Source organism: Isoptericola sp. NPDC057559, from assembly GCF_042801555.1.
Lineage (GTDB): Bacteria > Actinomycetota > Actinomycetes > Actinomycetales > Cellulomonadaceae > Isoptericola.
In genome coordinates this window covers 25528-52368 of sequence record NZ_JBHVFQ010000009.1, presented here as the reverse complement: position 1 = coordinate 52368, position 26841 = coordinate 25528, and the positions used below count along the sequence as shown (strand labels likewise).

Genomic DNA, 26841 nt, shown 5'->3' with positions numbered 1-26841 from the left:
CACGCTGCGGCGCCCGGGGCCGGCGGGCGTTTCGTCACGACGGCGGCCCTCGCTACCGTGGTCGGGTGACTCCCGCGATCCTCTCCCTCCGGACCGCTGCCCCTGCGGCGGTGAGCCCGAGCCCCGACCCCAGCGAGACCTCCATCCTCGACGAGGGCGCGAAGGCCGCGGCCGACGCCGGGTCCAAGTTCTGGGAGTGGTTCACCGGCTGGCCGCTGCAGATCCTCGTCATCCTGGTGATCGGCGGCATCGTCCTGGCGCTGCTGCGCCGTGTGATCGGGCACGTCACCGAGAGCATCGCCACGGGGGCGGGGACGAAGACCACCGAGGGTCCCTCGCCCTCGGCGGCGTGGCGCCGGTACCTCAACCGCGCCCCCTTCGTGGAGGACGCGCTGGCCATGGCCAACCCGCTGGCCAAGCAGCGGCGGGCGCAGCGGGCCCGCACCGTCGGCTCCGTGCTGCGGTCGTCCGCCAACATCGTGGTCGGCACGATCATGCTGCTGATGATCCTGCAGTCGGTGGGCGTCAACGTCGCCCCCCTGATCGCGTCCGCCGGGGTCGTCGGTATCGCGATCGGTTTCGGCGCCCAGGCGCTCGTGAAGGACTTCATCTCCGGCATCTTCCTGCTGGTCGAGGACCAGTTCGGCGTCGGCGACACGGTCGACCTCGGGTCGGGCGCCGTCGGCACCGTCGAGGAGGTGCAGCTGCGCGTCACGCAGGTGCGCGCCTTCGACGGCACCCTCTGGTACGTGCGCAACGGCGAGATCCTGCGCGCCGGGAACATGACGCAGCAGTGGTCGCGGGCCGTCGCCGAGGTGCGGGTCCCCGTCGGCTCCGACGTCGACCTGGTCCGCGCGGCGCTCGGCCGGGCCGCGGACGCCCTGCAGTCCGACCCGGTGCTCTCGTCCGTGCTGCTCGAGGTCCCGTCCGTGCGCGGCGTCGACGCCGTCAACGACGCCACCCTGACGTTCACGCTGCACGCGCAGACCCGCCCCGGAGACCAGTGGGAGGTCTCGCGCGAGCTGCGCCGCCTCGCGCAGGAGCAGCTGCGCGAGGCGGGGGTGCTCCCGCGGCTGGACGAGCCGGAGCTGCCCGCGCTGGAGAAGGCCGCCGACGGCGACGCCTGACCGGCGCGCCGCATCGGCGTCGCCGGGCGGGCCCGGTGGGGTCAGGAGACGAGCAGCGGGTCCATCTGGGCCGCGAGGTCGTCGGCCTCCGGCCCCACGATCACCTGCACCACGCGGCCCGAGCGCACCACGCCGAACGCCCCCGACGCCTTGAGCCCCGGCTCGTCCACGAGGTCCGGGTCGCTCACCTCGACCCGCAACCGGGTGATGCACGGCTCGAGCTCGACGACGTTCCGGCTGCCGCCGAGCGCCGCGAGGATGTCGTCAGCCTTGTTCGAGGCGATGGTCATAGGGGCCTCCCGTGGATTGCGTCGTTGCAGGTCCGTGACCAGCCTAACGCGCCGGGCGCCAGGACGGGAGAAGCGGCGTCCTCGCGTCTGGGAGGATGGCCCGGTGACGGACCAGACTTCACCCGCGGCCCCTCCGGAGTCGTTCTACGACGCCGTCGGCGGGCACACCACCTTCGAGCGCCTCGTCGACGTGTTCTACGAGGGCGTCGCCGACGACGAGGTGCTGCGTCCCATGTACCCGGAGGAGGACCTCGGGCCCGCGAAGGTGCGGCTCACCCTGTTCCTCGAGCAGTACTGGGGCGGCCCGACGACCTACAGCCAGCAGCGCGGCCACCCGCGGCTGCGCATGCGGCACGCGCCGTTCAAGGTCAACCCCGACGCCCGCGACCGCTGGCTGCGGCACATGCGCACCGCCGTCGACTCGCTCGGCCTGGCGCCGATCCACGAGTCCCAGCTCTGGGACTACCTGGAGCGCGCGGCCCACAGCATGATCAACACCTTCGACGAGTGAACGAGGAGCGAGCGTGAGCGAGACGACGACCACCGCCACCGCCTCCGGCGCCATCCCCGACGCCCTGGACCGCCTCCTGTCCGCGCTCGACCTGAGCGAGGTCGACGGCTGGGGCCCGCGCGGCGAGGACGACCTGTGGCGCGGCGACAGCGTGCCCGGCCCCGCCCGGCGCGTGTACGGCGGCCAGGTGCTGGCGCAGGCGCTGCTCGCCTGCGGGCGCACCGTCGACGACGACCGCCTGCCGCACTCGCTGCACGCGTACTTCCTGCGCGAGGGCACGCTGGACACCCCGATCGACTTCGCCGTCGAGCGGCTGCGCGACGGGCGGTCGTTCAGCGCGCGCCGCTCGCACGCCATCCAGCACAACAAGCCGATCCTGTCGCTCACGGTGTCGTTCCAGGTGGACCAGCCGGGCTACGAGGCCTCGGAGCCCGCGCCTGGCGACGTGCCGCCGCCCGAGGACGTCCCGTCCGCGATCGAGATGCTCGACGGCATCGACCACCCTGCCGCGAAGTTCTGGTCCCACGAGTCGGCGTTCGACCTGCGGCACGTGGGCGGCTCGCTGTACCTCGGCCCCGACCCGGACCCCAAGCCCACCCAGCAGGTGTGGGTCCGCGCCCGGCACGCGATCGCCTCCGACGACCGGCTGCTGCACCGCGCGCTCCTCGCGTTCGCCTGCGACCAGGTGATGCTGGAACCCGTGCTGCGCCAGGCCGGGAAGTCGTGGACCGACGTGGGCGGCACCGTGCCGATGGCGAGCCTCGACCACGCGATGTGGTTCCACCGCGACGCGCGCGCCGACGACTGGCTGCTGTACGTGCAGGAGTCCCCCGGCGCCCAGGGCGGGCGCGGCCTCGGCCTGGCGCGCGTCTACGACCGCGAGGGGCGGCTCGTGGCGAGCATCGCGCAGGAGGGCATGATCCGGCTGCCCTCCTGATCGCGGCCTGATCGCGGCCTGATCGCGGCCGCCACGGCGGCGGTGCGGGGACCACGGCCGCGGCGCACACTGTGCGCGTGCGACTGCGCCGTGTGTCCGCGTCCTCGCCCGGCTACTCGCGCCGCGCGAAGGGTGACGGCTGGGTGTTCCTCGACGTCGCGGGAGCGCCCCTCGACGACGCGGCCGAGGTGGCGCGCTGCACGCGCCTGGCGATCCCGCCGGCCTGGACCGACGTGTGGATCTGCCGCCACCCCGACGGCCACCTGCAGGCGTTCGGCCGGGACGACGCCGGACGCGGGCAGTACCTGTACCACGAGGAGTGGCAGGAGCGGCGGTCCCGGCGCAAGCACGACCACGTGCTCGACATCGGGCGCCGGCTGCCGGCCGCCCGGGGCCGGGTGACCCGTGACCTCTCCCGGCCCGGCCTCGGCCGCCGGACGGTGCTCGCGCTCGCGTTCCGGCTGCTCGACGACGCGTACTTCCGCGCGGGCGGCGAGGTCTACGCCGCTCGGCACGGCAGCTACGGCCTCGCGACGATCCGCAAGGAGCACGCCACCGTGCGGCGCGACGGCACCGTGCACTTCCGCTACCCCGCCAAGTCGGGGCAGCTGCGCGACGCCCTCGTGGAGGACCCGACGGTGGCCCGCCTCGTCACGACGCTCAAGCGGCGCCGCGGCGGCGTCGACCTGCTCGCCTGGCGGGACGACACCGGCAGCTGGCACGACGTCTCCAGCGCGGACGTGCAGGGCGACGTCAAGGAGCGCCTCGGCGCGGACGCGACGCCGAAGGACTTCCGCACCTGGCACGCCACCGTGCTCACCGCGCGGGCGCTGGCCGAGGTCGGCGCGCCGCCCCCGTCCGGACGCGGCCGGGCACGCGTGATCCGCGGGATCGTCGGCGACGTGGCCGACGAGCTCGGCAACACGCCCGCGGTCGCCCGCTCGTCGTACATCGACCCGCGCCTGTTCGACCTGTGGGAGCACGGCGAGACGATCGGCCCGACCCGGACGCGCGCGAGCGCCGAGAGCGCCGTCCTGGACCTGCTGGGCTGACCTGGCCGACGCGGGTCAGCCGCGGCGGCGGAACGCCACGGGCTCCTCGAGGAACGGCTCCCACGCGGCGCGCTCGTCCTCGGTCACGCGGCGGGGCTTCCCGCTGGCCGCGTCCACGACGACGATCGTCGTGACGGCCTTGACGTACGGGGCGGCGCCGGACGCCGGGGCCGTGCGCGGGAAGCCGCCGGGCGCGCCGTCGTGCACCTCGTAGCAGACCTCCAGGCTGGCCCCGCCGATGGCGCCGATCCACATCTCCACGCGCACCGGGGTGCGCGTAAAGCCCAGCGGCCGCAGGTACTCGATCTGCTGTCCGGCGACGAAAGTGTGCGACGTCGCGTGCGGGCCGGTGTCCAGGATGGCGGTGGGCCACTCCTCGCCGTCCGCGGCGTCCGCGTGGCGCCAGAACGCGGTGATGCGGGCGTCCTCCAGGAGGCCGAACATCGCGACGTTGTTGACGTGCTGGTACGCGTCGAGGTCGGACCAGCGCAGCGGGACGGGAACGTGCAGACGGGTCATGGCTCGCATCGTCGCACGACGGCGGGCCCGTCCAGGAATCGGCGCGGTCGTCAGCCCGCGGCGATCGCCGCGGCGGCACGGCAGCGGGCGAGGGCGCCGAGCTCGTCGCCCACCGGCACCCGCACCAGGTGGTCCGCGACACCCGTCACCGACTCACGCAGCCGGCGCCGCACCCGGGTGGCCCGGCGCCGAGCCCCCGCCGCGGCGACCCCCCGCGCGACCAGGGCGAGCAGCAGGCCCAGCAGGAGCCCGCCGATCGCGAGGAGCGTGGGCCAGGGGACCTCCAGCACCCCGCCCCCGGAACCCGTGAGGTCCACGGTGAGGACGGGCAGGATCAGCGGCGGCAGGCGGAAGTACTCGATCGCCGCGGCCGCGGCGAGCCACAGGAGGCCCGCGACGGCGGCCGCGAGCAGCAGCCACTGGACGAAGCCCGCGACGGCCCACCAGCGCGGCCGGCGCGCGGCCTCCAGCTGCGTCCCGACCACCGCCTGGTCCAGGTCGCCCGGCAGCCGGTCGATCCCGTCCTGCGCCCGCGCCCGCGCGACGAGCACCCAGGCGTCCGGGGCCCCGTCCGTCACCTCGTCGACGTAGCGCCGGACCGCCGACGCGGCGGCGGCGCGCACCGCGGGCCGGGCCGTGGGCAGCGAGCTGCGCACCAGGTCCGGCCGCTCGGGTGCTCCCCGCCCGGGGCCGCCGGCCTCGCGCGCACCGCCCTCTCCCCCGCGGCGGAGGCCGAGGCGACGCAGCGGGTCGCGCCTCAGGCGGGACACCCACCGGGTCACGGGCCACCCCGTGACGAGGTGGGCGTCGCGCCGGTGCGCCGCTGCCACGGCGTCCGCCACCGTGGGCACGCCCGCGGCGGCCTCGAGCGCGTCGACGAGCGTGCCCGCCGCCCGCTCGCCGGCGCGGGGCGCCGGCCCGGTGCCGCACGCGTCGGCGATGGCCCGGGCCGCCGCCCGGGCGTCCGCGGCGAGCCGCGCGGTCGCGGCCTCCCGGCGCGCCGCGGCCTCGGCGAGCAGCCCCTTGAGCTGGTCCATCCCCTGCCCCGTGGCCGCGGACACCGCCAGCACGCGGGCGCCGTCGAGGCCGTCCGCGGCGACCAGGCGACGCAGGTCGGCGAGCATGGCGTCGGTCTCCGCGGCGGACAGCCGGTCGGTCTGGTTGAGCACGACCACCACCACCTCCGACCGGCCCGCCAGCGGCCGCAGGTAGCCCTCGTGCAGCGCGGCGTCGGCGTACTTCTGCGGGTCCACGACCCACACCAGCAGGTCCGCCCGCTCCACCAGCCGCTCCGCGCGCACACGGTGCTCCACGACCACCGAGTCGTGGTCCGGCAGGTCCAGCAGCACGAGGCCCGTCGAGATCCCGGCGGGCACCCGCCGCCCGCGCAGCCGGGCGATCCCCCGGCGCGGCGGCCGCGCCGGGCCGTCGTCGTCGTCCTCGGGGAGCGCCATCTCCTGCCGCCGCCGCACCTCGAGCCAGTCCAGCAGCGGACCGGCACCGTCGCCCCACACGGCAGCCACCGGGTGGGAGGTCGTGGGGCGCCGCACGCCGACGGTCGCGATCTCCTCGCCGGCGACCGCGTTGAGCACGCTGGACTTGCCGGAGCCGGTGGCGCCCGCGAGCGCGACGACCGTGTGCTCCGCGGACAGGCCGCCCCGTTCGCGGGCGCGTGTGACGACGGCGCGCGCGTCGTCGAGCAGCGCGCGGTCCAGGCGGCCGCTCGCGGCCGCCACGGCCGTCTCGAGGGCGGCGGTACGGTCCGCCAGGTCGATCCGGCTCACGCGTCCCCCTCCTCGCGCCGGTCGCGGGCGCGCCAGCGCGACCACCAGCCCCCGCGGCGCCCGGAGTCGTCGCCAAGCGCCTCGCCGGCGTCGTCGGCCTCCGCGGCCCGGTCGGGCGCCTCGGGCGGGCGCAGCGTCCCGGCCCCGCGCAGCAGCCCCCCGCTCCACGGGCGTGTCGCCCCCTCGTCCGGGACGGTGCGGGCCGCGCGCTCGGTGCGCGCGGTGGCGGCCACCCGGTGGGCGGCGTCGCGCACCCCGGCCGCGCCCGTCTCCTGCGTGCCGAGCGCGTCGAGCTGCGCCGTGTAGCGCGCCGCCTGCCCGCGCAGCACCGCCTCGACGCGGGCCTGCAGGCGCTCCTTCGCCTGCGCGGCGAGGCGCCGCACCGCCTCGTCGCCGAACACGGCCTCGAGCAGCTTCTGCGCCACGACGGCGGTACCGCCCGCGATGCCGATCTCGGCGCCGGTGAGCCCCGCGGTGGACGCGAAGACGATCACCATGAGGCTGACGCCGAGCGCGTTGACGCCGAACGACACCGCGCGGGCCGTGCCGCGCCGTGACTCCCCCTGCTCCCGCACCAGCTCCAGCACGTCCTCCTGCCAGCCCCGGATCTGCACGGCGACCTCGGTGCGCAGCGCCGCCGGCACCCGCGCCAGGTCGAGGCCGTCCAGGAGCGCCGCTCCCGCGGCGTCACCTCGCCAGGCCGTGTAGGTGCGCTCGGCGGCCTGCTCCGCGGCGTCGAGGATCACCGACTCCAGGCCGGTCGCGATGGCCTGCTCCACCTGCGGGCCCTCCTTCGGCCGCCCGCGGAAGAACCGCACCAGCGCGTCGCGCGCCCGCCCGACCCCCGCCTCGACCGCGCGGAAGAACTCCCCCGTGCCGACGAAGTCCTGCCAGCGGGCCAGGACCTCGCCGCGCAGCAGCGCGCCGTCCGACGTCGCCGCCTCCACCTGCGCCAGCGCCTCCGCGTGGTAGCGGCGCGCGGCGTCCCGCAGGCGCGCGTCGGCCACCTCCTGCCCGTCGGCCGTCTCGGCGAGCGCGACGGCGCGGCGCACCAGGTCGTCCACGACGCCGTCCCGGGTGGCCGCGATGACGCGGGCCCGCGCCTCGGGGTCGCCGCCCAGCCCGGAGAGCCAGGTCGCGACCTCCGCGACCGCCGCCTCCGGCAGCAGGCCGTCGACGAGGGCGTCCGGCCCCTGCTCCGCCGCCTCGCCGAGGACGAAGACGCGCGCGCCCTCGAGCCCGTGCTCGGCGACCATGCGGCGCAGGTCGTCGGCCACGACCTCCGCCCCCGGGTCCACCCGGTCGAGCACGATCGCGACCTGCGCGCGACGGCGGGCGGCCTGCCCCAGCAGGTCCCACGGCACGGCGTCGGCGTAGCGGGCGGCCGTCGTGACGAAGAGCCAGAGGTCGGCCGCACCCAGCAGCTGCGCGGACAGCTCGCGGTTGGCGACCTCCACGGAGTCGATGTCCGGCGCGTCCAGCAGCGCCAGGCCCTGGGGCAGCGCGTCGCTCGCGACCAGGCGCAGCGCGGCCGCGCCTTCCGCCGACCGGTCGCCGCCCTCCGCGGGGGCGGCCTCGCCGCGCGGCCCGGCGCCCGAGGAGGTCACGCGGGCCAGGCCCGGCAGCACCCGGTCGGTGGTGAACCACCGCGCGTCGAGGGGGTGGTGCACCAGCACGGGGGCGCGGGTGGTCGGCCGGAGGACGCCGGGCGCCGAGACCGGCTCGCCCAGCAGGGAGTTGACCAGCGTCGACTTCCCCGCACCGGTGGACCCGCCGACGACCACCAGCAGCGGCGCCCGCTCTGCGCGCAGCCGCGGCAGCAGGTAGTCGTCGAGCTGGTCGACCGCCTGGTGCAGGTCCGTGCGCGCCGCCGCGACCCCGGGCGTCTCCAGCGGCAGGCGCAGGGCACCCAGGCGCGCGCGCAGCACCTCCAGCGCGTCCACGAGCTCCCGGGCGGTCGCCCCCTCCCGCGGTGCAGGGTCGGGCGTCGGGTCCGGGTCGGTCATGTGCCCAGTGTGCCCACCCGCAGCGATCCGCGCAGGGTTGACCTGTGACGATGCGTCCTCCCCGGGCACGGGCCCACCGGATCTCGCGGAGGGTGCGGCGATCAGTCGCCCAGCCGGCGGCGCAGCCAGGCGACGCACACCTGGCCCTGCGCACGCTGGAACGCGCGCACGTGCGGGATGCCCGGGGGCGGCGGCTGCAGCGACGAGTGCACGAAGTAGCCCATGAGCGCGACGAGGTAGGCCGTGACCGCGCCCTCCTCGGTCCCCGCCGGCAGCGGGCGGAGGGCGAGCGCCTCCTCCGGCGTCGGGCCGCCCTCGAGCCGGACCGCGGGCAGCATGCCCACGAGGTCGCAGAACGCCGCGCCACGGGCGGCGTTCGGCCAGTCCACGGCCAGCGCGCGGGTGCCCCCCGCGCTCTCGAGCGCGTCGACGAGCAGCGCGTTGTCGCCGCGCAGGTCGCCGTGCACCAGCACGTCGCCCGTCACCGCGGCGGGTGCGTCCTGCTCGATCGTCGCGAGCCGGTCCAGGTGCGTCGTGAGCCACGGGTCGTAGGACGCGAGCCCGTGGGGGCGCTCGGCCGCGAGCCGTTCCGTCCGGCCCGTCGGCAGCTCCGTCTCGTAGTCCGGGAGCAGTCCCGGGGCCACGTCGTGCTCGGCCACGCCGGCGGCGAGGTCGAGGACGGCGCGCAGGTCCTCCGCGACCCACGGCATGCGCGGGGTCCGCGACGGCAGCGTCTCGAACGCGAGCGCCACCCAGGCCTCGTCGTCGGTGTCGCCCGCGGCGTCCACCGCCCACAGGAACCGGGGCGTGGGCACACCGTCGGGCAGCAGCGCGGCGCGGCGCGCCTCCTCGCGGTACATGCCGACCGTGAACGGGTGCTCGGCGCTCACCGCCTTGACGAACACCGGCCCGCCCGCGGTGCGGAGCGTGGACGCCAGCCCCTGGGAGTAGCCGCCGTCGTGGCTGGTCCACCCCGTCACCGAGGCACCCAGCCGGCCCTCGACCGCGGCTCGCACGCGCGCCGGCAGATCGGTCCAGGTCGGGCGGGTGCGGGTCGGGGTGGCGGTCATCGCTGGAGTATCCCCCGTCGACAGTCCGTTCGCCCCAGGCATTGGTACCCCGACGCAGGGCGCCCCCGGCACCGCACGGGTGCCGGGGGCGTCCAGGGGCGCGGTCAGTCGCGCGTGAGCTTGCGGTACGTCACGCGGTGCGGGCGCGCGGCGTCGGCGCCCAGGCGCTCGACCTTGTTCTCCTCGTACGAGGCGAAGTTGCCCTCGAACCAGTACCAGTTCGCCGGGTCCTCCTCCGTGCCCTCGTACGCGAGGATGTGGGTCGCGACCCGGTCGAGGAACCACCGGTCGTGGGAGACCACGACGGCGCAGCCGGGGAACTCGAGCAGCGCGTTCTCCAGGGAGCCGAGGGTCTCGACGTCCAGGTCGTTCGTCGGCTCGTCGAGCAGCAGCAGGTTGCCGCCCTGCTTGAGGGTCAGGGCGAGGTTGAGGCGGTTGCGCTCACCGCCGGACAGCACGCCCGCGGGCTTCTGCTGGTCCGGGCCCTTGAAGCCGAACGACGCCACGTAGGCGCGGGACGGGATCTCGACGTTGCCGACCTTGATGAAGTCGAGCCCGTCGGAGACGACCTCCCACAGGGTCTTCTTCGGGTCGATGCCGCCGCGCGACTGGTCGACGTAGGAGATCTTCACCGTCTCGCCGACCTTGAGGTCGCCGCCGTCGAGCGGCTCGAGGCCCACGATCGTCTTGAACAGCGTGGTCTTGCCGACGCCGTTGGGGCCGATGACGCCGACGATGCCGTTGCGCGGCAGCGTGAAGCTGAGGCCGTCGATGAGCTGGCGCCCGTCGAAGCCCTTCTGCAGGTTCGACGCCTCGAGGACCACGCTGCCCAGGCGGGGACCCGCCGGGATCTGGATCTCCTCGAAGTCGAGCTTCCGCGTCCGCTCCGCCTCCGCGGCCATCTCCTCGTAGCGGGCCAGGCGCGCCTTGGACTTCGTCTGGCGGCCCTTCGCGTTGGAGCGCACCCAGTCGAGCTCGTCCTTGAGGCGCTTGGCGAGCTTGGCGTCCTTCTTGCCCTGCACCTCGAGGCGGGCCTGCTTCTTCTCCAGGTAGGTGGAGTAGTTGCCCTCGTACGGGTAGAGCCGGCCGCGGTCGACCTCGCAGATCCACTCCGCGACGTGGTCGAGGAAGTACCGGTCGTGCGTGACGGCGAGGACGGCGCCCGGGTAGGTCGCCAGGTGCTGCTCGAGCCACAGCACCGACTCGGCGTCGAGGTGGTTGGTGGGCTCGTCGAGCAGCAGCAGGTCCGGCTTCTCCAGGAGCAGCTTGCACAGCGCGACGCGGCGGCGCTCGCCACCGGAGAGCACCTTGACGTCGGCGTCCGGCGGCGGGCAGCGCAGGGCGTCCATCGCCTGCTCGAGCTGGGAGTCGAGGTCCCACGCGTCGGCGGCGTCGATGTCCTCCTGCAGCGTGCCCATCTCCGCGAGCAGCGTGTCGAAGTCGGCGTCCGGCTCCGCCATGAGGGCAGAGATCTCGTTGAAGCGGTCGATCTTCGCCTTGAGGGGGCCGACGGCCTCCTCGACGTTGCCGAGCACCGTCTTGTCCTCGTTGAGGGGCGGCTCCTGCATGAGGATGCCGACCGTGTACCCCGGGGAGAGGCGCGCCTCGCCGTTCGACGGCTGCTCGAGGCCCGCCATGATCTTGAGGATCGTCGACTTCCCGGCGCCGTTGGGGCCGACGACGCCGATCTTGGCGCCGGGCAGGAAGTTCAGCGAGACGTCGTCGAGGATGACCTTGTCGCCGTGCGCCTTGCGCGCCTTGTACATGGAGTAGATGAACTCAGCCACTGGCTCTGCTTCCACCGTTCGATCGCGCGGGGAACCCGAGAGGTCGGGTCCGAGAGGTTCGAGGCTCCAGCGGAGCACGCTGGAGGACCGGCATGGCGGCCGGTCCACCAGCCTACGCGACCGGGGCGCTCACACGCCGACCGGGACCGGATCCTCCTCGTGCTCCGACCGGACCGGGCCCGCCGCGTCGGCCGCGTCGGCCGCGTCGGCCTCGTTGGCCGGCTGGCCCGGGGTCTCGTCCGCCGCGGTCCGGTCGACGACGCGCGTGAACCGGGCCAGCCCGCGCGTGACGTCCGGACCGACGGCGTGCGCGTCGACGACGAGCTGCCAGCGCTCGTTGCCGTCCTTGTCGGTCCACTCCTCGGTGGAGAGCCGGCCCGCGACCACCACCGGGTCGCCCTGGCCGAGCGACTCGGCGACGTTCCGGGCGCCGGTCCGGAAGGACTTGACGGTGAACCACAGGGTCTGGCCGTCCGACCAGTCCCCGCTCTGCGCGTCCCGCACGCGGCGCGTGCTCGCCACGCGGAACGTGGTCCACTCCACGCCGTTCGGCGACCGGTGGAGCGTCGGCTTGGTCCCGACGAACCCGTTGACCGTGATGCTGACCTCGTTCATGCGCTCCTCCTGGGCTCGGCGCCGACGGTCGCCGGCGTGCGCCCAGGATCAGTCGCGCGAGGCCCGGTGGGCGCCCTTCCGGGGTGCATCTGTGGACGACGGCGCCAGCTCGCCGCCTGTGGGCAGCCTCAGGGACCCGGTGAGCGGCCGCGACGTCGGGAGCTCGGTCGCCGCCTGGGCCAGCTCGCGCACCCGGCGGTGCTCGACCAGCAGTCGCTGCGTGGGCTCCCCGAGCCCCTCCGAGAGCACGCGCTCGAGCGCCGCGCGGCCGGCCGAGGCCACCGCCTGCTCCCGCTTGCGGGCCAGGGTCCGCCGGGCGGCGGTCGCGGCGAACGCCACCGCGACGGCGGCCACCGCCAGCACGACCGCGCCGCCGAGCGCCACACCACCCCAGGGGGAGCCGAGGTCGAGCACGCCGGTGAGCGCGAGCACCGCCACGACGGCGGCCACCACCGCGACCCCACCGAGCGCCCACGACGTGCGGCGCAGCGTCCGCGCCGACGACGGGCCACGGGTGTCGAGCGCGACGCCCCGCAGCGCCCCCGCCACCGAGGTCCGCAGCTGGTCGGCCCCCGCCACCGAGGCCGCGAGCGAGCGCTGCCAGCCCGGGCGCAGCGACGCGCCCGCCCGGGTGAGCCAGCGGGCCCGCGACAGCGCCACCGCGTCGCGGTCCGGCGGCGGCACCTCCGGGCGCCCGTAGCCGTTGCGCACGGCGTTGCCCACCTGGGTCGCGACGGCGTCCAGGCCCGTCGCGGCGACCAGCGCGTCGAGCTCGCGCTCCACGGCCGGGCCCATCTGCCACGGCACCTCGGCCGGCGTCTGCGCCAGCAGCAGGCGGGCCGCCGCGTCGAGCTCGGCCGCCGCTCGCCCGGCCGCCACCGACCGGCGCGCGCACGCCTCCTCCAGGAGCACCCGGACGCGGTCGATCCCCTCGCCCGTGCGCGCCGAGACGCCCTGCACGTACACGCCGCGCAGCCCGTCGTCCTCGAGCAGGCGCGCGAGGTCCTTCAGCAGGTTCTCGCGCTGCGCGTCGGGCACGGTGTCGACCTGGTTGAGCAGCACGACCATGGAGGACTCGGAGCCCACGGCCTCGCGCAGGTAGCCGGAGTGCAGGGCGTCGTCCGCGTACTTCTGCGGGTCCACCACCCAGACGAGCAGGTCGACCAGCGGCAGCACCCGGTCCACGACCTCGCGGTGCGCCGGCTCGACGGAGTCGTGGTCGGGCAGGTCGAGCAGCACCAGCCCGGCCAGCTTCTCCTCGTCCTCGCCGTCGAGCTCGCCGCCCTGCGTGATCCGCCGCTCGCGGTCCACCCCCACCCAGTCGAGCAGCGCCTCGGCGTCGTCGGACCAGGAGCACGCGGTGACGCGGGCCGTCGTGGGGCGCTTCACGCCCACGTCGGCGAAGCTCAGCCGCGACACCTTGTTGAACAGGCTCGACTTGCCCGAGCCCGTGCCCCCGGCGAACGCCACCACCGTGTGGTCGACGCCGAGCGCGAGGCGCTGGCGCACGCCCTCGACCGCGGCCGTGACGCGCTTGGACGTCGTGTCGTCGAGACGGGGGCCGGCGATCTCGAGCGCCTTGGCCAGGTCCTCGGTGCGGGCGCGCAGGGTCGCGTCGTGGGTCGGGCTCTCGGTCATGTCAGCCTCCTGAGCTCGGCGAGTCGCACGCGCAGCCCCGCGGCCGCGTCGTCGGCGGGTTCGGACGGCGCGAGGTCGTCCAGCACGGCCTCCACCTCGGCGTCGACGACGGCGGCCGCGCGGTCGCCGAGGTCCTCGCGCAGGGCGGTGACCGGGTCGTTCGCCGCGTCCCCGAGGACGCGGTCCAGGAGGCGTGCGGCGTCGTCGCTGCCGGCGGCGGAGGCCAGGAGCAGCGTCGCCAGGCCGCGCGGCCCGAACGCCTTCACGGCGGACTCGACCCGCGGCGTCTGGGTGCCGCCCACGAGCTCGGCGACGACGGCGTCCGCGCGCTCGGACCACCCCGCCACGCGGCCGGGCACGTCCGCCTCGCGGGCGGCCGTGCGCGCCGCGCCGTCGGGCGCCACGGCCTCGCCACCGGCGGGCGCTCCCGGTCCGGCGAGCACGGCGCGCAGCCGCTCCTCCACGCGGGCCCCGGAGGCGGCGAGGGTGCGCGCGGCGGCGTCGACGACGTCGGACCGCAGGCCGTCGAGCGCGGCCTCGCGGGCGCGGCCGGCCCTGCGCGTGCTGCGCGCCCGGTCGCCGCGCACCTTGACGCGGTCGACGCCCGCCGTGCCGGAGAGCTCGCGCCACCGAGCCTCGACCGACGCCCCGGCCACGACGCCCGCGGCGACGGCGTCACGGGCGAGCTGCTCGGCCGCGGGGATCTCCTCGGTGACGCGGCGGCGCAGGACGTGCACGGCGTCCTGCTGGGCGTCCAGCGCGTCCGCGAGGGACGTGACCCAGCCGGGCAGCGCCCCCAGCGCACCCTTGAGCGTCCGCACGACGACCGCCCGCGAGCGGTCCGGCCCGGCGAGCATGGTGAGCCAGCGCCGCACCGGCTGCACGACCGCGGGGTCGAGCAGGCCCTCGTGCGGACCGACGTCCGGGATCACGAACAGCGGCACGTCGGTCATGCCGTGCTCGCGCAGGCGCTGCATTAGGTCGCCGCGCACCGTGGTCAGCGTCTCCTTCGGCACCCGGTTGAGCACCATCGCCACGGACGCGCCGCGCTCGGTCGCGCGGGCCAGCGCCTGCCACGGCAGGGCGTCGCCGTACCGGGCGGCGGTCGTGACGAACAGCCACAGGTCGGCGGCCTCGAGCAGCTGCTGCGCCGTCGACCGGTTCTGCTGGACGAAGGAGTCCAGGTCGGGGGCGTCGAGGAGCGCGGTGCCCCGCGGGACGCCCTCGTGCTGCACGACGCGGGACAGGTCCGTCACCGGGCCCGTCGCCATCACGTCGGCGTCGAGGGGGTGGTGCGCGAGCACCGGCTCGCGGGTGGTGGGCCGCAGCACCCCGGCCTCGGAGACCGGCTCGCCGAGCAGCGAGTTGTACAGGGTGGACTTGCCCGCCCCGGTGGACCCGGCCACCACGACGACGGCCGGGGACGACAGCTCCTTCAGCCGCGGCAGCAGGTGCTCGTCGAGCTGCGCCAGCAGGCGGTCGCGCGAGGCCGCGGCGTCCTCGGCCCCGTCGATCGGCAGGGGCAGCTCGACGGCCGCGACGTCGCGGCGCAGGTCGCGGGCCACGTCGTGGACGGTGACGCCGATCTCCTCGCCGGCCCCGGCGTCCTTCCTGCTCGCGGCGCGGCGCGAGGCGCGGGTTTCCAGGGAAGGTGTCACGGGCACATCCTTCCCGCTGGGGCCGGTCGTGCCAAACGCGCGCGCCGCACGGCAGGGCGATCCTTCGCGCGGCACGCGTCCCGGCCACCGCCCCTGACGATCTGACTGGTGCCCCCAGCAGGACTCGAACCTGCAACCTACGGATTAGAAGGCCGTTGCTCTATCCATTGAGCTATGGAGGCGCGGGCCCATCGTATAAGGCCCCGGTCGACAGCGACCGTGCCCGCCGACGAGTCCGCGCAGACGCCGTGACCCGGCTCACCTGGGAAAAAGCCGTGCGCTGCACGAAGGCTTCCCGGCAGACTTCTTCCTGCACCGCGGTGACGCGCGGCCGGTCGGACACCGGTCGCGGGGGTGGTCCCTGGCCCGGACCGACGACCCACGTCACGAAGGACACCATCACCATGTATTCCACGGACAACCTGCTTCTCGTGCAGGCGATCCAGCGCGAACGCCTCGAGGAGGCCGAGCGCCACCGCACCATCCTCCGACTCCGCCAGCAGCACAAGCAGCTGCGGACCTCGCACGCCCGCCAGCAGCACACCAGCGTCACCCGGTGGCTGTTCGACTGGCTGACCGCATGACACCCGACGCGCGACCGTCGCCACGCCGCAGGCGCGCCGACGTCGCGACCACGAGGGCCCCGAGGCCCGGACCGTTCCCCTCGAACCGTCCGGAGCACCGGGGCCCTCGTCGTGCTCCCCGGCCGCTCACGGGCGCGCGGACCGTAGGCTGGCCCTCGTGAGCCCCGCGAACCCGAACGAACGCATCGTCTGGATCGACTGCGAGATGACCGGCCTGGACCTGCGCGCCGATGCGCTCGTCGAGGTCGCCGCCGTGGTCACCGACTCCGAGCTGAACGTGCTCGGCGAGGGGGTCGACGTCGTCGTCGCGCCGCCCGCGGCCGCGCTCGAGCAGATGAACGACTTCGTGCGCGACATGCACACCACGTCGGGCCTCCTCGAGGAGCTGCCCGCCGGCATGACGCTCGCCGAGGCCGAGCAGGCCGTGCTCGACTACGTCCGCGAGTGGGTGCCGGACCCGGGCAAGGCCCCGCTGGCCGGCAACTCCGTGGGCACGGACAAGATGTTCCTCGACCGGGACATGCCCGAGCTGGTGGGGCACCTGCACTACCGGATCGTCGACGTGTCGTCGATCAAGGAGCTCGCCCGCCGTTGGTACCCGCGCGTCTACTTCGCCTCCCCCAAGAAGGAGGGCGGCCACCGGGCCCTCGCGGACATCCTCGAGAGCATCGACGAGCTGCGCTACTACCGCGAGGCCCTGCTCGTGCCGCAGCCCGGCCCGGACACGAAGACCGCGCGGGCCGTCGCCGAGCGGATCAAGGAGACGTCGGTCACCCGACGGACCGCGAAGTCCTGACCAGCCCCGCGGAGCAGGTATAGTTCTGGTCGGCCGGTCGCTCGCGTCCGGCCATGGTGGCTATAGCTCAGTCGGTAGAGCGCCTGGTTGTGGTCCAGGAGGTCGCCGGTTCAAGCCCGGTTAGCCACCCTGAGAAGCGCCCTGGAGACAGGGCGCTTTTTCTTTTGCCCAGCGGCGGCCTGCGCGACGCCGACGGGCCCTTCGGTCGTTCCGGTATACCATCGAGGCGGCCGCGGACGCGGTCCCCGCGCGACCGAAGGAGACCCTCCCGCCGTGGCTCAGCAGGCCGCCCCCGCCCGCACGACCGGCCCCGCCGCCGCGTTCTCCTCCCTGCGCGGCAACCGCCCCTTCCAGCTCCTGTGGGCGTCGAACCTGTTCTTCTTCGGCGGGGTGTGGACCCAGACGCTCGTGCTCGGCTGGCTCGCGTTCGAGCTCACGCACTCCGAGCTGCTCGTCGCCGTGTACACGGCGGCGCGCCTCGCCCCGATGCTCCTCGGGCCCGTCGCGGGCGCCCTCGCCGACCGCTACGACCGGGTCCGCCTGCTCCTCGTCGCCTGCGTCTGGGCCACCGGCGCGGTCGCCGTGGTCGCCGCGCTGGCGTCCGCCGACCTGCTCCCCTACTGGGCCCTGGTCGTGGGCGGGTTCGCGATAGGCATCGCCCAGTCGCCCTCCCAGCCCGCCCGGATGTCGCTCGTGCTCGATCTCGTCGGCCGGGAGAACCTCTCCAACGCCAACGCGCTCAACTCCATGGCGATGAACATGACGCAGGTGATCGGCCCGGCGCTGGGCGGCGCCATGATCGCCGCGATCGGCGCCCCCGCCGCGCTCTGGGTCTCGACCGCCTGGTACGTCGCGTCACTGCTGCTGTTGCTGCCGCTGCGCCGGCTCCGCACGCGCACCGGGGCGGGCGGGCACGCGTCGACGTCGGTGCTGCGCATGGTCACGAGCGGCTTCCGCGCCATCGCCGGCCACCGGCTCGCGGTCGCCGTCCTGCTGGTCACCCTGGCGGCCAACGTCTTCCTGTGGCCCGTCTACCAGTCGTTCATGCCCGTCTTCGCCGCCGAGTCGTTCGGGCTCGACGCCGCCGGCCTGGGCGCGCTGCTCACCTGCGCGGGCGTGGGCGGGCTGATCGGGTCGCTCGTCATCGCCGCGCTCGGCGACTTCCGCTTCAAGGGCGCCCTGTTCGTGATCGGCACCACCGTGTGGGGCCTGGCCTGGGTGGCGTTCTCGCTCGCCACCGAGCCCGCGACGGCGTTCGCGCTGATGGTCGTCATCGGCCTGGCCAGCGCCGCCTTCGGCGTGCTGCAGACCACCCTGCTGCTCATGACCACCGAGCCCGCGGTGCACGGGCGCGCGCTGGGCCTGCAGGAACTCGCGATCGGCGTCATGCCCGCCGCCACCCTGGTGATCGGCGCCGTCGCCGAGCGCGTCGGGGTGCAGCACACCGCGCTGGGCGCCGCGATCGCGCTCGTCGTCACCCTCGTGGTCCTCATGCTCGCCGTGCCCGACCTGCTGCGCCTCGGCCGGGCCGACGACGGGACCCCCGGTGCCGCGACCGAGGAGGCCGCGTGACGGCCCGAGCACGACGCCGCGCCCCCGCCGCCGTGGCGGCCGTCGTCGCCGGGGTGCTCGCTGCCTCACTCGCCGCGTGCGCGGCGCCCTCTCCCGACTCCCCCACCCCGCAGGAGGCCATCGTGCCCAGCTCGCCGTCCGGTTCCTCGTCCGCCGCGCCCGGCGCCGCGACCCCCGCGCTCCTGCGCGCCGTCGGGCGGGACGACGCCGACGCCGTGGCGGCCGCGCTGCGCGACGGCGCCGACCCCGACGCCCGCGACGGCGACGACCGCCCGGCCCTCGTGACCGCCACGCGCCAGGGCGCCGTCGACGTCGTGCGCGCGCTGCTGGAGGCCGGCGCCGACCCCGACGCGAAGGACGCCATGGCCGACTCCGCGTTCCTCTACGCGGGCGCGGAGGGCCTCGACGACATCCTCCGGCTGACGATCGCGCACGGCGCCGACGTGACGAGCACCAACCGGTACGGCGGCACCGCGCTGATCCCGGCCAGCGAGCACGGGCACGTCTCGACGGTGCGCCTCCTGCTCGACGCCGGCGTGCCCGTCGACCACGTCAACGACCTGGCGTGGACGGCTCTGCACGAGGCGATCGTGCTCGGCGACGGGTCGGCCGACCAGGTCGCCGTCGTGCGCCTCCTGCTCGAGGCCGGCGCCGACCCCACGGTGCGCGACGGGCAGGGCGTGCTGCCCCGCGACCTCGCCGGCTCACGCGGCCACGACGCGATCGTCGCCGAGCTCGACCGCGCCCGCTGACCGCCCTCAGGCCCGGGCGAGGATCGCCGCGGCGAAGGCGTCCAGGGTCGCGGCCGTGCCGGAGTGCTGCATCCACAGCGACGGCTCGGTGAGCTCGAGCTCGATGACCATGGGCGTGCCGTCGTCGCCCGTCACGAGGTCGACGCGCGCGTAGAGGAACGGGCGCTCGCCGCCCACGTTCTCCCGCGCCACCGCGAGGGCCTTCTCGGCGGCGTCGACCTGGTCCGCGGTCGCGGTGGCGGGCGACATCCGCTCGGTGGCGAACTGCCCGTCCGACGGCTGGGCGGGCCCCGTGAGCAGCGCGTGCTTGCGCACCGCGTGCCGCAGCTCGCCGTCGACGAACACGAGGCCGGTCTCCCCCGCGGTGTCCACCGACGTCACGTAGGGCTGGATCATCACGGCGCGGCCGGCGTCGAGCAGGTCCGTCGCGTGCTTGATCGCGAGCGCCCGCGACTGCGCGGACACCGGCTGGTAGCGGCCCGCGTCCTGCGCGCCCGCGCTCACCACGGGCTTGACCACGAAGTCGCCGAAGGCGGGCATGCGCGTGTGGACCGCGCGCTTGGACAGGTGCCGGTCGGGGTCGAGCCAGATCGTCGGGATGACGGGCACGCCCGCGTCCTCGAGGGTGCGCAGGTAGCCCTTGTCCGTGTTCCAGCGCAGGACGTCGGCCGGGTTCTCCAGGCGCGGCACCCGGTCGGCCCAGGCGAGGAACTCGTCGCGCCGGGGCGAGTAGTCCCAGGTGGAGCGGACGACGACGAGGTCGTAGACCGACCAGTCGACGTCCGGGTCGTCCCACACGACGGCCTCGGCCACGGCGCCGCGCTCGGTGAGCGCGTCGAGGAGCGGCCGGTCGTCGCTGTCGAGCCGGGGCAGGGCGGAGCAGGTGGCGAGGCCGATGCGCGTCGAGGTCACGCGCCGAGCCTAGTTCTCCGCCTGGTCGCGGTGCGCGGTGCTCGCCGCCGGCGTGGCGGGCGCGGCGGGCGCGGCGGCGTCGGCCGCGCGGCGCAGCCCCCCGAGGATCCCCGCGGCGGTCAGCGAGCCGACCACCGCCCCGTCGTCGTCGGTCACGGGGACCCGGCCCTGGGACGAGGTCGGCAGGGCCGCCACCCCCTCGAACGCGTCGGCGAGGCTGGCACCGAGCGGGACCGCCGGGGGCGCGGGCTGCACGACGAGGGACGCGTCCTCCAGGTCCTCGCGCCGCACCCGGGCGAGCGCCAGCATCCGCTGGTGCGCGCCGGCGCCGACGAAGTCGCGGACGCGGTCGGTGGCCGGGTGCGCGAGGACGGTCAGCGGCGAGGCGACCTGCTCGAGGTGCCCGCCCTTGGACAGCACCGCGACCCGGTCGCCCAGGCGGACCGCCTCGTCGACGTCGTGGGTGACGAGCACGACGGTGGTGCCCACCTCGCCCAGGATCCGCGCCACCTGGGTCTGCAGGTCCCGGCGCCGCTCGGGGTCGACGGCGCCGAACGGCTCGTCCATGAGCAGCACGGGCGGGTCCGTGGCGAGCGCCCGGGCCACGCCCACCCGCTGCCGCTCGCCGCCCGAGAGCTGGTGCGGGTAGCGGCGGCCGTACTGCCCGGCGGGCAGCCCGACGAGGTCGAGCACCTCGGCGACGCGGGAGCGGACCCGCGACCGGTCCCAGCCGAGCAGGCGCGGGACGGTGGCCACGTTGGCCTCGACGGTGCGGTGCGGCAGCAGGCCCACGTCCTGGATGACGTAGCCGGTGCGGCGGCGCAGCGCCACGGCGTCGACCTGCGTGACGTCCTCGCCGTCCACGAGGACGCGCCCCGACGTCAGCTCGACGAGCCGGTTGATCATCCGCAGGGTGGTCGACTTGCCGCAGCCCGACGGGCCGACCAGCGCCAGCACCTCCCCCGGCTCGACGGTCAGGCTCAGGCCGTCGACCGCGACGGAGCCGTCCGGGTAGGCCTTGCGGACGGCGTCGAGCTCGATGCCGGCGGACAGCCGGGCGGGAGCGGTGGCAGGGGCGGGCATGGCTGCGAGGCTATCGAGGGCTTCCCACACGCCGGCCTGCGGCGCGCCGGGGCGTCGCCCGGCCCGGCGTCGGAGGCTGCCGCTACGGTCGAGCCCATGGTCACCAGCGCTGCCACCACCGCTGCGGACAACCCGTGGTTCTCCTGGTCGTACGTGACCGAGAACGCCGACGTCCTGTGGGCGCGCACCAGCGAGCACGCGCTGCTCACGATCGAGGCGGTCGCGATCGCCGCGCTCGTCGCGGTGCCGCTCGGGCTGCTCGCCTCGCGGGTCCGCTGGCTCGCGGGGCCGCTGCTCGGGACGGCCGCCATCCTGTACACGGTGCCCTCGCTCGCCCTGTTCGCGATCCTCGCGCCGATCATGGGGATCGGCCGGCAGCCGGTGCTGCTCGGCCTCGTCCTGTACGCGCTGCTCGTCATCCTGCGGAACACGGTGACCGGGCTCGACGGCGTCGACCCGGCGGCCGTGGACGCCGCGCGGGGCGTCGGGCACGGCCCGCTCCAGGTGCTGGCGCGGGTCCGGCTGCCCAACGCCCTGCCGAGCATCGTGGCCGGGCTGCGGCTGGCCACCGTCACCACCGTCGCGCTGGTGACGGTGGGCGTGGTCGTGGGCTACGGCGGGCTCGGGCAGCTGATGTTCCAGGGCTTCCGCAACAACTTCTACCGCGCGGAGATCATGACGGCGACCCTTGCCTGCGTCCTGCTCGCCCTCGTCCTCGACCTCGTGCTGTGGGCCGCCGGCCGGGCGCTCACGCCCTGGTTGCGCGGGAGGGCCGCATGACCGGCGCGGCGGCACCCGTCGTCGTGGCGGAGGGCAACGGCGTCGTCGGCGAGGCGATCGCCTACCTCAACGACCCGCTGAGCTGGACGGGGCCCGGCGGCATCCTCGAGCTGGGCCGTGAGCACCTGGCCCTCACGGCGGCGTCCGTGCTCGTCGCCGCGGTGGTCGCCCTGCCCGTCGGTGCGGCGCTGGGTCACCGACGCCGGGGCGGCGGCGTCACCGTGTGGCTGACCAACGCCAGCCGCGCCGTCCCGACGCTCGGCATCATCCTGCTGCTCGCCACGGCGGGCCTGTTCGGCGACGGCGCCACGGTGGTGGCCGCCGCGCTCTTCGCGGTCCCGGTGCTGCTGGTCAACACGTACGAGGGCGTGCGCGGCGCGGACGCCTCGGCGCGCGACGCCGCGGTCGGCCTGGGCATGCCGGGCCGCCAGGTGCTCACCCGCGTCGAGCTGCCGCTGGCCACGGGGCTGGTGGCGGCGGGGGTGCGCACCGCCGTCGTGCAGGTCAGCGCCACCGTGCCGCTGGCCGCGCTCGCCGGCGGCGGCGGGCTCGGCCAGATCATCGCGCTCGGCATGGGCACGCAGCGGTACGGGCAGGTGCTCGCCGGCGGCCTCCTCGTCGCGGCCCTCGCCCTCGTGCTCGACGGCATCTTCGCCGTCGTGCAGCGCGTCGTCACCCCCGCGCCCCTGCGCGCCGCCGCCCGCCGGTAGCGGCCCACGCATCGTCTGCCCGGCAAACCGGTTGCCCCGCCGGGACCTCCGAGGTCGAATAGGGCGGTTCACCCGAATCCCACGCTTGTCCCCCACGGACGGAGAGCACGATGACCTCCCACCGCACGACCACCCTGCGACGCACGACGGCCGCCCTGGCCGCCGTCGTCGGCGCGACGGGTCTGCTCGCCGCCTGCGGCTCCCCCGGATCGGCCGGGGGCGGCGGGTCGACGTCCTCCGCGACGGGCTCCGCCGCCGCCGCCACCTGCGAGGCCGTCCCCGGCGACGCGCTCGTGGTGCTCGAGGACGACAAGAAGCTGCAGACCGTCGACAACATCATCCCGGCGGTGAACGCCGACCTCGCCGCGCAGGCCCCCGACCTGATCCCGCTGCTCGACACGGTGTCCGCCGCGCTCGACACGGACACGCTCATCGGGCTGAACAAGGCGGTCGACATCGACCGCAAGACGTCCGAGGACGTCGCGGCCCAGTTCGTGCAGGACGCCGGGATCGCCGCCGAGGACGACTCGGCCGGCAAGGGCGTGACGGTCGCGATCGGCGCGGCCGACTTCGCCGAGAGCGCCACCCTGGGCAACATCTACGCCGACGTGCTCAAGAGCGCCGGCTACGACGCCACCGTCACCACCATCGGCAACCGCGAGACGTACCTGCCCGCGCTGCTGAAGGGCGACCAGATCCAGATGGTGCCCGAGTACACGGGCACGCTCACCGAGTTCCTCAACAAGGACCTCAACGGCGCGGACGCGAAGCCGCTCGCCTCCGGCGACCTGGACTCCACGGTCGCGGCGCTGACCGACCTCGGCAAGCAGGCCGGCCTCGCGTTCGGCAAGCCCTCGCCAGCCCAGGACCAGAACGCGTTCGCCGTCACCCAGGGGTTCGCGGAGGCGCACGACCTCACCACGCTGAGCGACCTCGCCGCCGCGTGCGGGGGGCTGGTGCTCGGCGCCGGCCCGGAGTGCACGGAGCGCCCCTTCTGCCAGCCGGGTCTCGAGGACACCTACGGCCTGACGTTCTCCGAGTTCCGCTCGCTCGACGCCGGCGGCCCGCTCACCAAGGCGGCGCTGCAGAAGGGCGAGATCACCCTCGGCCTGGTGTTCAGCTCCGACGGCTCCCTCGCGACGTCGGCGGGCTGACCCGCCCCGAGGCACGACGAAGGGCCCCGAGGTCTCCTCGGGGCCCTTCGTCGTGGTCGCCGCCGGGACGGCGGCCCAGGTGCTCGGTCAGTGCTTGGCGACGGCCTTCTCGGCGCCGGCGCCGGTGAGCGACCGGACCTCCATCTCGGCGAACTTCTCCGGGTGCGGCTTCTCCTTGGACAGGAACGTGCCGACGATCCCGAGCAGGAAGCCGAGCGGGATGGACACCAGGCCGGGGTTCGTCAGCGGGAAGACCGCGAAGTCCGCGGACGGGAACATCGCCTTCTCGTCGCCCGACACCGTGGGCGACAGCACGATGAGCACGATGCAGGAGACCAGGCCGCCGTAGATGCTCCACAGCGCGCCCGAGGTGTTGAACCGCTTCCAGAACAGCGAGAACACGATCGTCGGCAGGTTGGCCGAGGCCGCCACCGCGAACGCGAGCGCCACGAGGAACGCGACGTTCTGGTTCTGGGCGAAGACGCCGCCCACGATGGCGATGACGCCGATCACCACGACCGTCCAGCGCGCGATCCGCACCTCCGAGTCCGGCTTGACGTTCCCCCTCTTGATGACGTTGGCGTAGATGTCGTGCGAGAAGCTCGCCGCCGCCGTGATCGTGAGCCCGGCCACCACCGCGAGGATCGTCGCGAACGCCACCGCCGAGATCAGGCCGAGCAGGATCTCCCCGCCGAGGGCGAAGGCCAGCAGCGGCGCCGCGGAGTTCACGCCGCCCGGCGCGTTGAGGATCGCGTCGGGGCCGACCAGCGCTCCGGCGCCGTACCCGAGCACCAGCGTGAACAGGTAGAAGATGCCGATCAGCCAGATCGCCCAGACCACCGAGCGGCGGGCCTCCTTGGCGGTGGGCACCGTGTAGAAGCGCATGAGCACGTGCGGCAGGCCCGCCGTGCCGAGCACCAGGGCCAGCGCCAGGGACAGGAAGCTCAGCTTCGTGGTGCCGGACAGGCCGTACTGCTTGCCGGGCTCGAGCAGCGCCTCGCCGCCCTCGCCGGCCGCCTGGACGGCGCCCCCGAGCACGTCGGAGAGGTTGAATCCGAACTTGGCCAGCACCCAGAACGTCATGATCGCGGCGCCCACGATGAGCAGCACCGCCTTGATGATCTGCACCCAGGTGGTGCCCTTCATGCCGCCCACCAGCACGTAGAGGATCATCAGCGCGCCGACGACGGCGATGACGAGGCTCTGCCCGGCGCGGCTGTCGACGCCTAGCAGCAGGGCGACGAGGCCGCCGGCGCCGGCCATCTGGGCGAGCAGGTAGAAGAAGACGACGAGCAGGGTGGCGAGCGCCGCGGCCATCCGGACCGGCCGCTGGCGCAGCCGGAAGGACAGCACGTCCGCCATCGTGAACTTGCCCGTGTTGCGCAGCAGCTCGGCGACCAGCAGCAGGGCGACGAGCCACGCGACGAGGAAGCCGATGGAGTAGAGGAAGCCGTCGTACCCGTTGATCGCGATGGCGCCGCAGATGCCGAGGAACGACGCGGCCGAGAGGTAGTCGCCGGCGATCGCGGTGCCGTTCTGCGGCCCGGTGAAGTTGCGGCCGCCGGCGTAGAAGTCGGCGGCGGACTTGTTCTGCCGGGACGCGCGGAACACGATCACGAGCGTGACCAGCACGAACGCGGCGAAGATGCCGATGTTCACCCAGGGGTTGCCGACGTCGGTGGTCTCGGCCGCGGAGACGACGGGGGTGCCCGTGACACCCGCGACGGACGTGGACAGGATGCCGCTCACAGCTCGCCCTCCTCGATCTCACGGCGCAGCGCGTCGGCCCGCGCGTCGAACTTCTTGTTGGCCCAGCGGGCGTAGAGCATCGTGATGGCGAACGTGGAGACGAACTGACCGAGCCCGAACAGCAGGCCGACCGTGATGTTGCTCCCGCCCAGGCGGATGCTCATGAAGTCGTGGGCGTAGTTGGCGAGCAGGACGTAGACGAAGTACCAGACGAGGAACAGCGCCGTCATCGGGAAGACGAAGTTCCGGAACGCGCGCCGCAGCCCCTGGAACTCGTCGGACCGCTGCACGCGCTGGTACTCGGTCTCCCCTGGCGGCGGCTCCGCCGTGGACAGGTCGCTCATGATGCCTCCGTTGGCTCATGCGATCGGCCCGGGGCCACGCTGCCCCGGTCGAGAACGTTTCGCGAGGCACACCCTGCTAGAGGGGGCGCATGTGGCGCAAGCCACAAAACGGCGCGTCGAGAACTCGCCCGCGCGGGGCCGGGCTCGTCAGCGGCGCACGTACTCCAGGTCCGTCACGACCCGGCCGGCCGCGGTGCCCTTCTTCTCGAAGCCGGTCAGCACGCGCCCGTCGAAGCGCGGCGCCGCGGCGCCGGGGCCGTGCGCGTTGCGGAAGTCGTCGCTGGCGTCGAGCACCTCGACCATCTGGTCTGCGTACTCCACCCAGTCCGTGGCCAGGCGGAGCACCCCGCCGGGGCGCAGCACCCGCGCGGCCAGCCCGGCGAACTCGGGGGTGACGAGTCGGCGCTTCTGGTGGCGGGACTTGTGCCACGGGTCGGGGAAGAACACCCACAGCTCGCCGACGGACGCCTCGGGCAGGGCCGTGGCGAGCAGCTCCGCCGCGTTCGCCTGCGCGAGGCGGAGGTTGCCGAGCTCGTTGCCCGGCGCTCCGCCGTCGCGCCCCGGGTCGGCGCCGGCGTGCCCGGCCCGCACGATGGCCTGCGCGAGGCCCGGGGTGTACACCTCGACGGCCAGGTGGTCGCGCTCGGGGTGCGCGGCCGCGGCCGCCACGATCGCCTCGCCCTGGCCGGAGCCGACCTCCACGACCAGCGGCGCCGTTCGGCCGAAGACCTGCGCCGGCTCGAGCCGCCACCCCGGGTCGACGGACGTCACCGCGAGGTCGCGGGGCACCTCGACGAGGTACCGGTCGCGCCGGGTGTCCCACGCCTTGCGCTGCGCGGCCGTGAGGCGCGCGCTGCGCCGCACGAAGCTGACCGGCTGCCGGCGGTAGCGCGGGTCGACGGTGTCGGTCGAGGGCTCGGTCGGCTCGGAGGTCACGGGATCGGGCACGGCTCCAGGGTAGTCGGCGCGGGCCCCCGGCCGGTCAGGAGCTGAGCTCCACGAGGGCGAGCAGGGCCGCGCCGTACGCCTCCGCGGGGTCGTCGTCGGCGAAGGTCCGCTGCTCGCCCAGCAGCTCGACGTCGACCTCGTACCGGTCCCGCGCGCCGTCGGGCGTGCTGCGCCGCAGCCCGAGGAAGGTCGAGCGCAGCAGGTCGCGCAGCTGGTCCTCGCGCGGGAGCCAGAGGGCGTCCTCGATGGCCACGGAGTCGAGCGCCCACTCGGTGGTGCCGTTGAACCCGAGGATCGTGCCCGTCGGGTACTCGTGCGCCTGGATCGTCATCGTGCTGACGGTGAAGACGTCCGTGGACAGCTCAGGGGCGTCGATCCGGAACCGGTCGCCGTCGGCCGGGCGCCAGACCAGCCCCGCGTCGCGCAGCCGGGCCGCGAGCTCGGTGGAGATCATCGACACATC

General features: G+C 75.0%; 26 protein-coding genes and 2 tRNA genes. 12 read left to right on the top strand and 16 right to left on the bottom strand.

Annotation, left to right across the window (positions count from 1 at the left end; translation table 11 throughout):
• The first annotated feature begins 65 nt into the window (after nt 1-65).
• The gene (locus ACFU5J_RS10945) at nt 66-1127 is read left to right on the top strand and encodes a mechanosensitive ion channel family protein (protein ID WP_430575033.1); all 1062 of its coding nucleotides are present in this window, start codon (nt 66-68) and stop codon (nt 1125-1127) included.
• Nucleotides 1128-1168: 41 nt separating this feature from the next.
• On the opposite strand, the gene ACFU5J_RS10940 is transcribed toward ACFU5J_RS10945, so the two are convergent.
• Nucleotides 1169-1417, bottom strand: coding sequence for a glucose PTS transporter subunit EIIB (locus ACFU5J_RS10940; RefSeq protein ID WP_430575032.1), 249 nt, complete (start codon nt 1415-1417; stop codon nt 1169-1171).
• 103 nt (nt 1418-1520) lie between these two features.
• Between ACFU5J_RS10940 and ACFU5J_RS10935 the strand changes: the two genes are divergently transcribed.
• The 3 genes from ACFU5J_RS10935 to ACFU5J_RS10925 all read left to right on the top strand — a co-directional run bounded on the left by ACFU5J_RS10935 (nt 1521) and on the right by ACFU5J_RS10925 (nt 3917).
• Nucleotides 1521-1928 (top strand): globin, encoded by a 408-nt coding sequence (locus tag ACFU5J_RS10935; RefSeq protein ID WP_430575031.1) that lies wholly within the window; start codon nt 1521-1523, stop codon nt 1926-1928.
• Between the two features lie 13 nt (nt 1929-1941).
• Complete coding sequence (locus ACFU5J_RS10930) at nt 1942-2865, top strand: acyl-CoA thioesterase (protein WP_430575030.1); 924 nt, start codon at nt 1942-1944, stop codon at nt 2863-2865.
• Nucleotides 2866-2942: 77 nt separating this feature from the next.
• Nucleotides 2943-3917: a DNA topoisomerase IB gene (locus tag ACFU5J_RS10925; RefSeq protein ID WP_430578729.1), complete on the top strand. Its 975-nt coding sequence runs from the start codon at nt 2943-2945 to the stop codon at nt 3915-3917.
• Nucleotides 3918-3932: 15 nt separating this feature from the next.
• Here the strand turns inward: ACFU5J_RS10925 and ACFU5J_RS10920 are convergent, their stop codons facing one another.
• The 9 genes from ACFU5J_RS10920 to ACFU5J_RS10880 all read right to left on the bottom strand — a co-directional run bounded on the left by ACFU5J_RS10920 (nt 3933) and on the right by ACFU5J_RS10880 (nt 15176).
• Nucleotides 3933-4436, bottom strand: a complete 504-nt coding sequence (locus ACFU5J_RS10920) for an acyl-CoA thioesterase (RefSeq protein WP_430578728.1) — start codon at nt 4434-4436, stop codon at nt 3933-3935.
• Between the two features lie 50 nt (nt 4437-4486).
• Nucleotides 4487-6220 (bottom strand): GTPase, encoded by a 1734-nt coding sequence (locus tag ACFU5J_RS10915; RefSeq protein WP_430578727.1) that lies wholly within the window; start codon nt 6218-6220, stop codon nt 4487-4489.
• The gene (locus ACFU5J_RS10910) at nt 6217-8226 is read right to left on the bottom strand and encodes a dynamin family protein (RefSeq protein WP_430578726.1); all 2010 of its coding nucleotides are present in this window, start codon (nt 8224-8226) and stop codon (nt 6217-6219) included. Before ACFU5J_RS10910 ends, ACFU5J_RS10915 begins: the two co-directional genes overlap by 4 nt.
• A gap of 101 nt (nt 8227-8327) precedes the next feature.
• Nucleotides 8328-9296 carry a phosphotransferase gene (locus ACFU5J_RS10905; protein ID WP_430578725.1) on the bottom strand — a complete coding sequence of 323 codons (969 nt, stop codon included), beginning with the start codon at nt 9294-9296 and terminating at the stop codon, nt 8328-8330.
• Nucleotides 9297-9400: 104 nt separating this feature from the next.
• Nucleotides 9401-11083, bottom strand: a complete 1683-nt coding sequence (gene ettA, locus ACFU5J_RS10900) for an energy-dependent translational throttle protein EttA (RefSeq protein ID WP_430575024.1) — start codon at nt 11081-11083, stop codon at nt 9401-9403.
• 129 nt (nt 11084-11212) lie between these two features.
• The gene (locus ACFU5J_RS10895) at nt 11213-11698 is read right to left on the bottom strand and encodes a single-stranded DNA-binding protein (protein ID WP_430578724.1); all 486 of its coding nucleotides are present in this window, start codon (nt 11696-11698) and stop codon (nt 11213-11215) included.
• A gap of 48 nt (nt 11699-11746) precedes the next feature.
• On the bottom strand, nt 11747-13336 hold the full coding sequence (locus ACFU5J_RS10890; RefSeq protein ID WP_430575022.1) for a GTPase: 1590 nt from the start codon (nt 13334-13336) through the stop codon (nt 11747-11749).
• Nucleotides 13333-14994 carry a GTPase gene (locus ACFU5J_RS10885; protein WP_430578723.1) on the bottom strand — a complete coding sequence of 554 codons (1662 nt, stop codon included), beginning with the start codon at nt 14992-14994 and terminating at the stop codon, nt 13333-13335. The genes ACFU5J_RS10890 and ACFU5J_RS10885 overlap by 4 nt, the downstream gene beginning before the upstream one ends.
• A gap of 106 nt (nt 14995-15100) precedes the next feature.
• Nucleotides 15101-15176 (bottom strand) — tRNA-Arg (locus tag ACFU5J_RS10880).
• Between the two features lie 66 nt (nt 15177-15242).
• Between ACFU5J_RS10880 and ACFU5J_RS10875 the strand changes: the two genes are divergently transcribed.
• The 5 genes from ACFU5J_RS10875 (at nt 15243) to ACFU5J_RS10855 (ending at nt 18698) form a co-directional block, all read left to right on the top strand.
• Nucleotides 15243-15578: a hypothetical protein gene (locus ACFU5J_RS10875; protein WP_430575020.1), complete on the top strand. Its 336-nt coding sequence runs from the start codon at nt 15243-15245 to the stop codon at nt 15576-15578.
• A 157-nt stretch (nt 15579-15735) separates the two neighbouring features.
• Nucleotides 15736-16374 (top strand): oligoribonuclease, encoded by a 639-nt coding sequence (orn, locus tag ACFU5J_RS10870; RefSeq protein WP_430575019.1) that lies wholly within the window; start codon nt 15736-15738, stop codon nt 16372-16374.
• 56 nt (nt 16375-16430) lie between these two features.
• Nucleotides 16431-16503: transfer RNA gene (locus ACFU5J_RS10865), tRNA-His, on the top strand.
• A 144-nt stretch (nt 16504-16647) separates the two neighbouring features.
• Nucleotides 16648-17946 (top strand): MFS transporter, encoded by a 1299-nt coding sequence (locus ACFU5J_RS10860; RefSeq protein ID WP_430578722.1) that lies wholly within the window; start codon nt 16648-16650, stop codon nt 17944-17946.
• On the top strand, nt 17943-18698 hold the full coding sequence (locus ACFU5J_RS10855; RefSeq protein ID WP_430578721.1) for an ankyrin repeat domain-containing protein: 756 nt from the start codon (nt 17943-17945) through the stop codon (nt 18696-18698). The genes ACFU5J_RS10860 and ACFU5J_RS10855 overlap by 4 nt, the downstream gene beginning before the upstream one ends.
• 6 nt (nt 18699-18704) lie before the next feature.
• Here ACFU5J_RS10855 and ACFU5J_RS10850 read toward each other — a convergent pair whose 3' ends face one another.
• Together ACFU5J_RS10850 and ACFU5J_RS10845 are read right to left on the bottom strand one after the other, a co-directional pair.
• Nucleotides 18705-19610 carry a RimK family alpha-L-glutamate ligase gene (locus ACFU5J_RS10850; protein ID WP_430578720.1) on the bottom strand — a complete coding sequence of 302 codons (906 nt, stop codon included), beginning with the start codon at nt 19608-19610 and terminating at the stop codon, nt 18705-18707.
• Between the two features lie 9 nt (nt 19611-19619).
• Nucleotides 19620-20693, bottom strand: a complete 1074-nt coding sequence (locus ACFU5J_RS10845) for an ABC transporter ATP-binding protein (RefSeq protein WP_430578719.1) — start codon at nt 20691-20693, stop codon at nt 19620-19622.
• 96 nt (nt 20694-20789) lie between these two features.
• On the opposite strand from ACFU5J_RS10845, the gene ACFU5J_RS10840 reads away from it, so the two are divergent.
• From ACFU5J_RS10840 to ACFU5J_RS10830, 3 genes are all read left to right on the top strand, one after another.
• A complete protein-coding gene (locus ACFU5J_RS10840) occupies nt 20790-21473 on the top strand; it encodes an ABC transporter permease (protein ID WP_430575014.1) in 684 nt (227 codons plus the stop codon).
• Nucleotides 21470-22183, top strand: a complete 714-nt coding sequence (locus tag ACFU5J_RS10835) for an ABC transporter permease (RefSeq protein ID WP_430575013.1) — start codon at nt 21470-21472, stop codon at nt 22181-22183. Before ACFU5J_RS10840 ends, ACFU5J_RS10835 begins: the two co-directional genes overlap by 4 nt.
• 110 nt (nt 22184-22293) lie before the next feature.
• Nucleotides 22294-23337: a glycine betaine ABC transporter substrate-binding protein gene (locus ACFU5J_RS10830; RefSeq protein ID WP_430575012.1), complete on the top strand. Its 1044-nt coding sequence runs from the start codon at nt 22294-22296 to the stop codon at nt 23335-23337.
• An 87-nt stretch (nt 23338-23424) separates the two neighbouring features.
• Here the strand turns inward: ACFU5J_RS10830 and ACFU5J_RS10825 are convergent, their stop codons facing one another.
• The 4 genes from ACFU5J_RS10825 to ACFU5J_RS10810 all read right to left on the bottom strand — a co-directional run bounded on the left by ACFU5J_RS10825 (nt 23425) and on the right by ACFU5J_RS10810 (nt 26832).
• Nucleotides 23425-25077 carry a cation acetate symporter gene (locus ACFU5J_RS10825; RefSeq protein ID WP_430578793.1) on the bottom strand — a complete coding sequence of 551 codons (1653 nt, stop codon included), beginning with the start codon at nt 25075-25077 and terminating at the stop codon, nt 23425-23427.
• A 5-nt stretch (nt 25078-25082) separates the two neighbouring features.
• Nucleotides 25083-25430 (bottom strand): DUF485 domain-containing protein, encoded by a 348-nt coding sequence (locus ACFU5J_RS10820; RefSeq protein ID WP_430575011.1) that lies wholly within the window; start codon nt 25428-25430, stop codon nt 25083-25085.
• Between the two features lie 147 nt (nt 25431-25577).
• Nucleotides 25578-26378, bottom strand: coding sequence for a tRNA (guanosine(46)-N7)-methyltransferase TrmB (gene trmB / locus ACFU5J_RS10815; RefSeq protein ID WP_430578718.1), 801 nt, complete (start codon nt 26376-26378; stop codon nt 25578-25580).
• Between the two features lie 34 nt (nt 26379-26412).
• The gene (locus ACFU5J_RS10810) at nt 26413-26832 is read right to left on the bottom strand and encodes a pilus assembly protein CpaE (protein ID WP_430575009.1); all 420 of its coding nucleotides are present in this window, start codon (nt 26830-26832) and stop codon (nt 26413-26415) included.
• Nucleotides 26833-26841 lie beyond the last annotated feature (9 nt).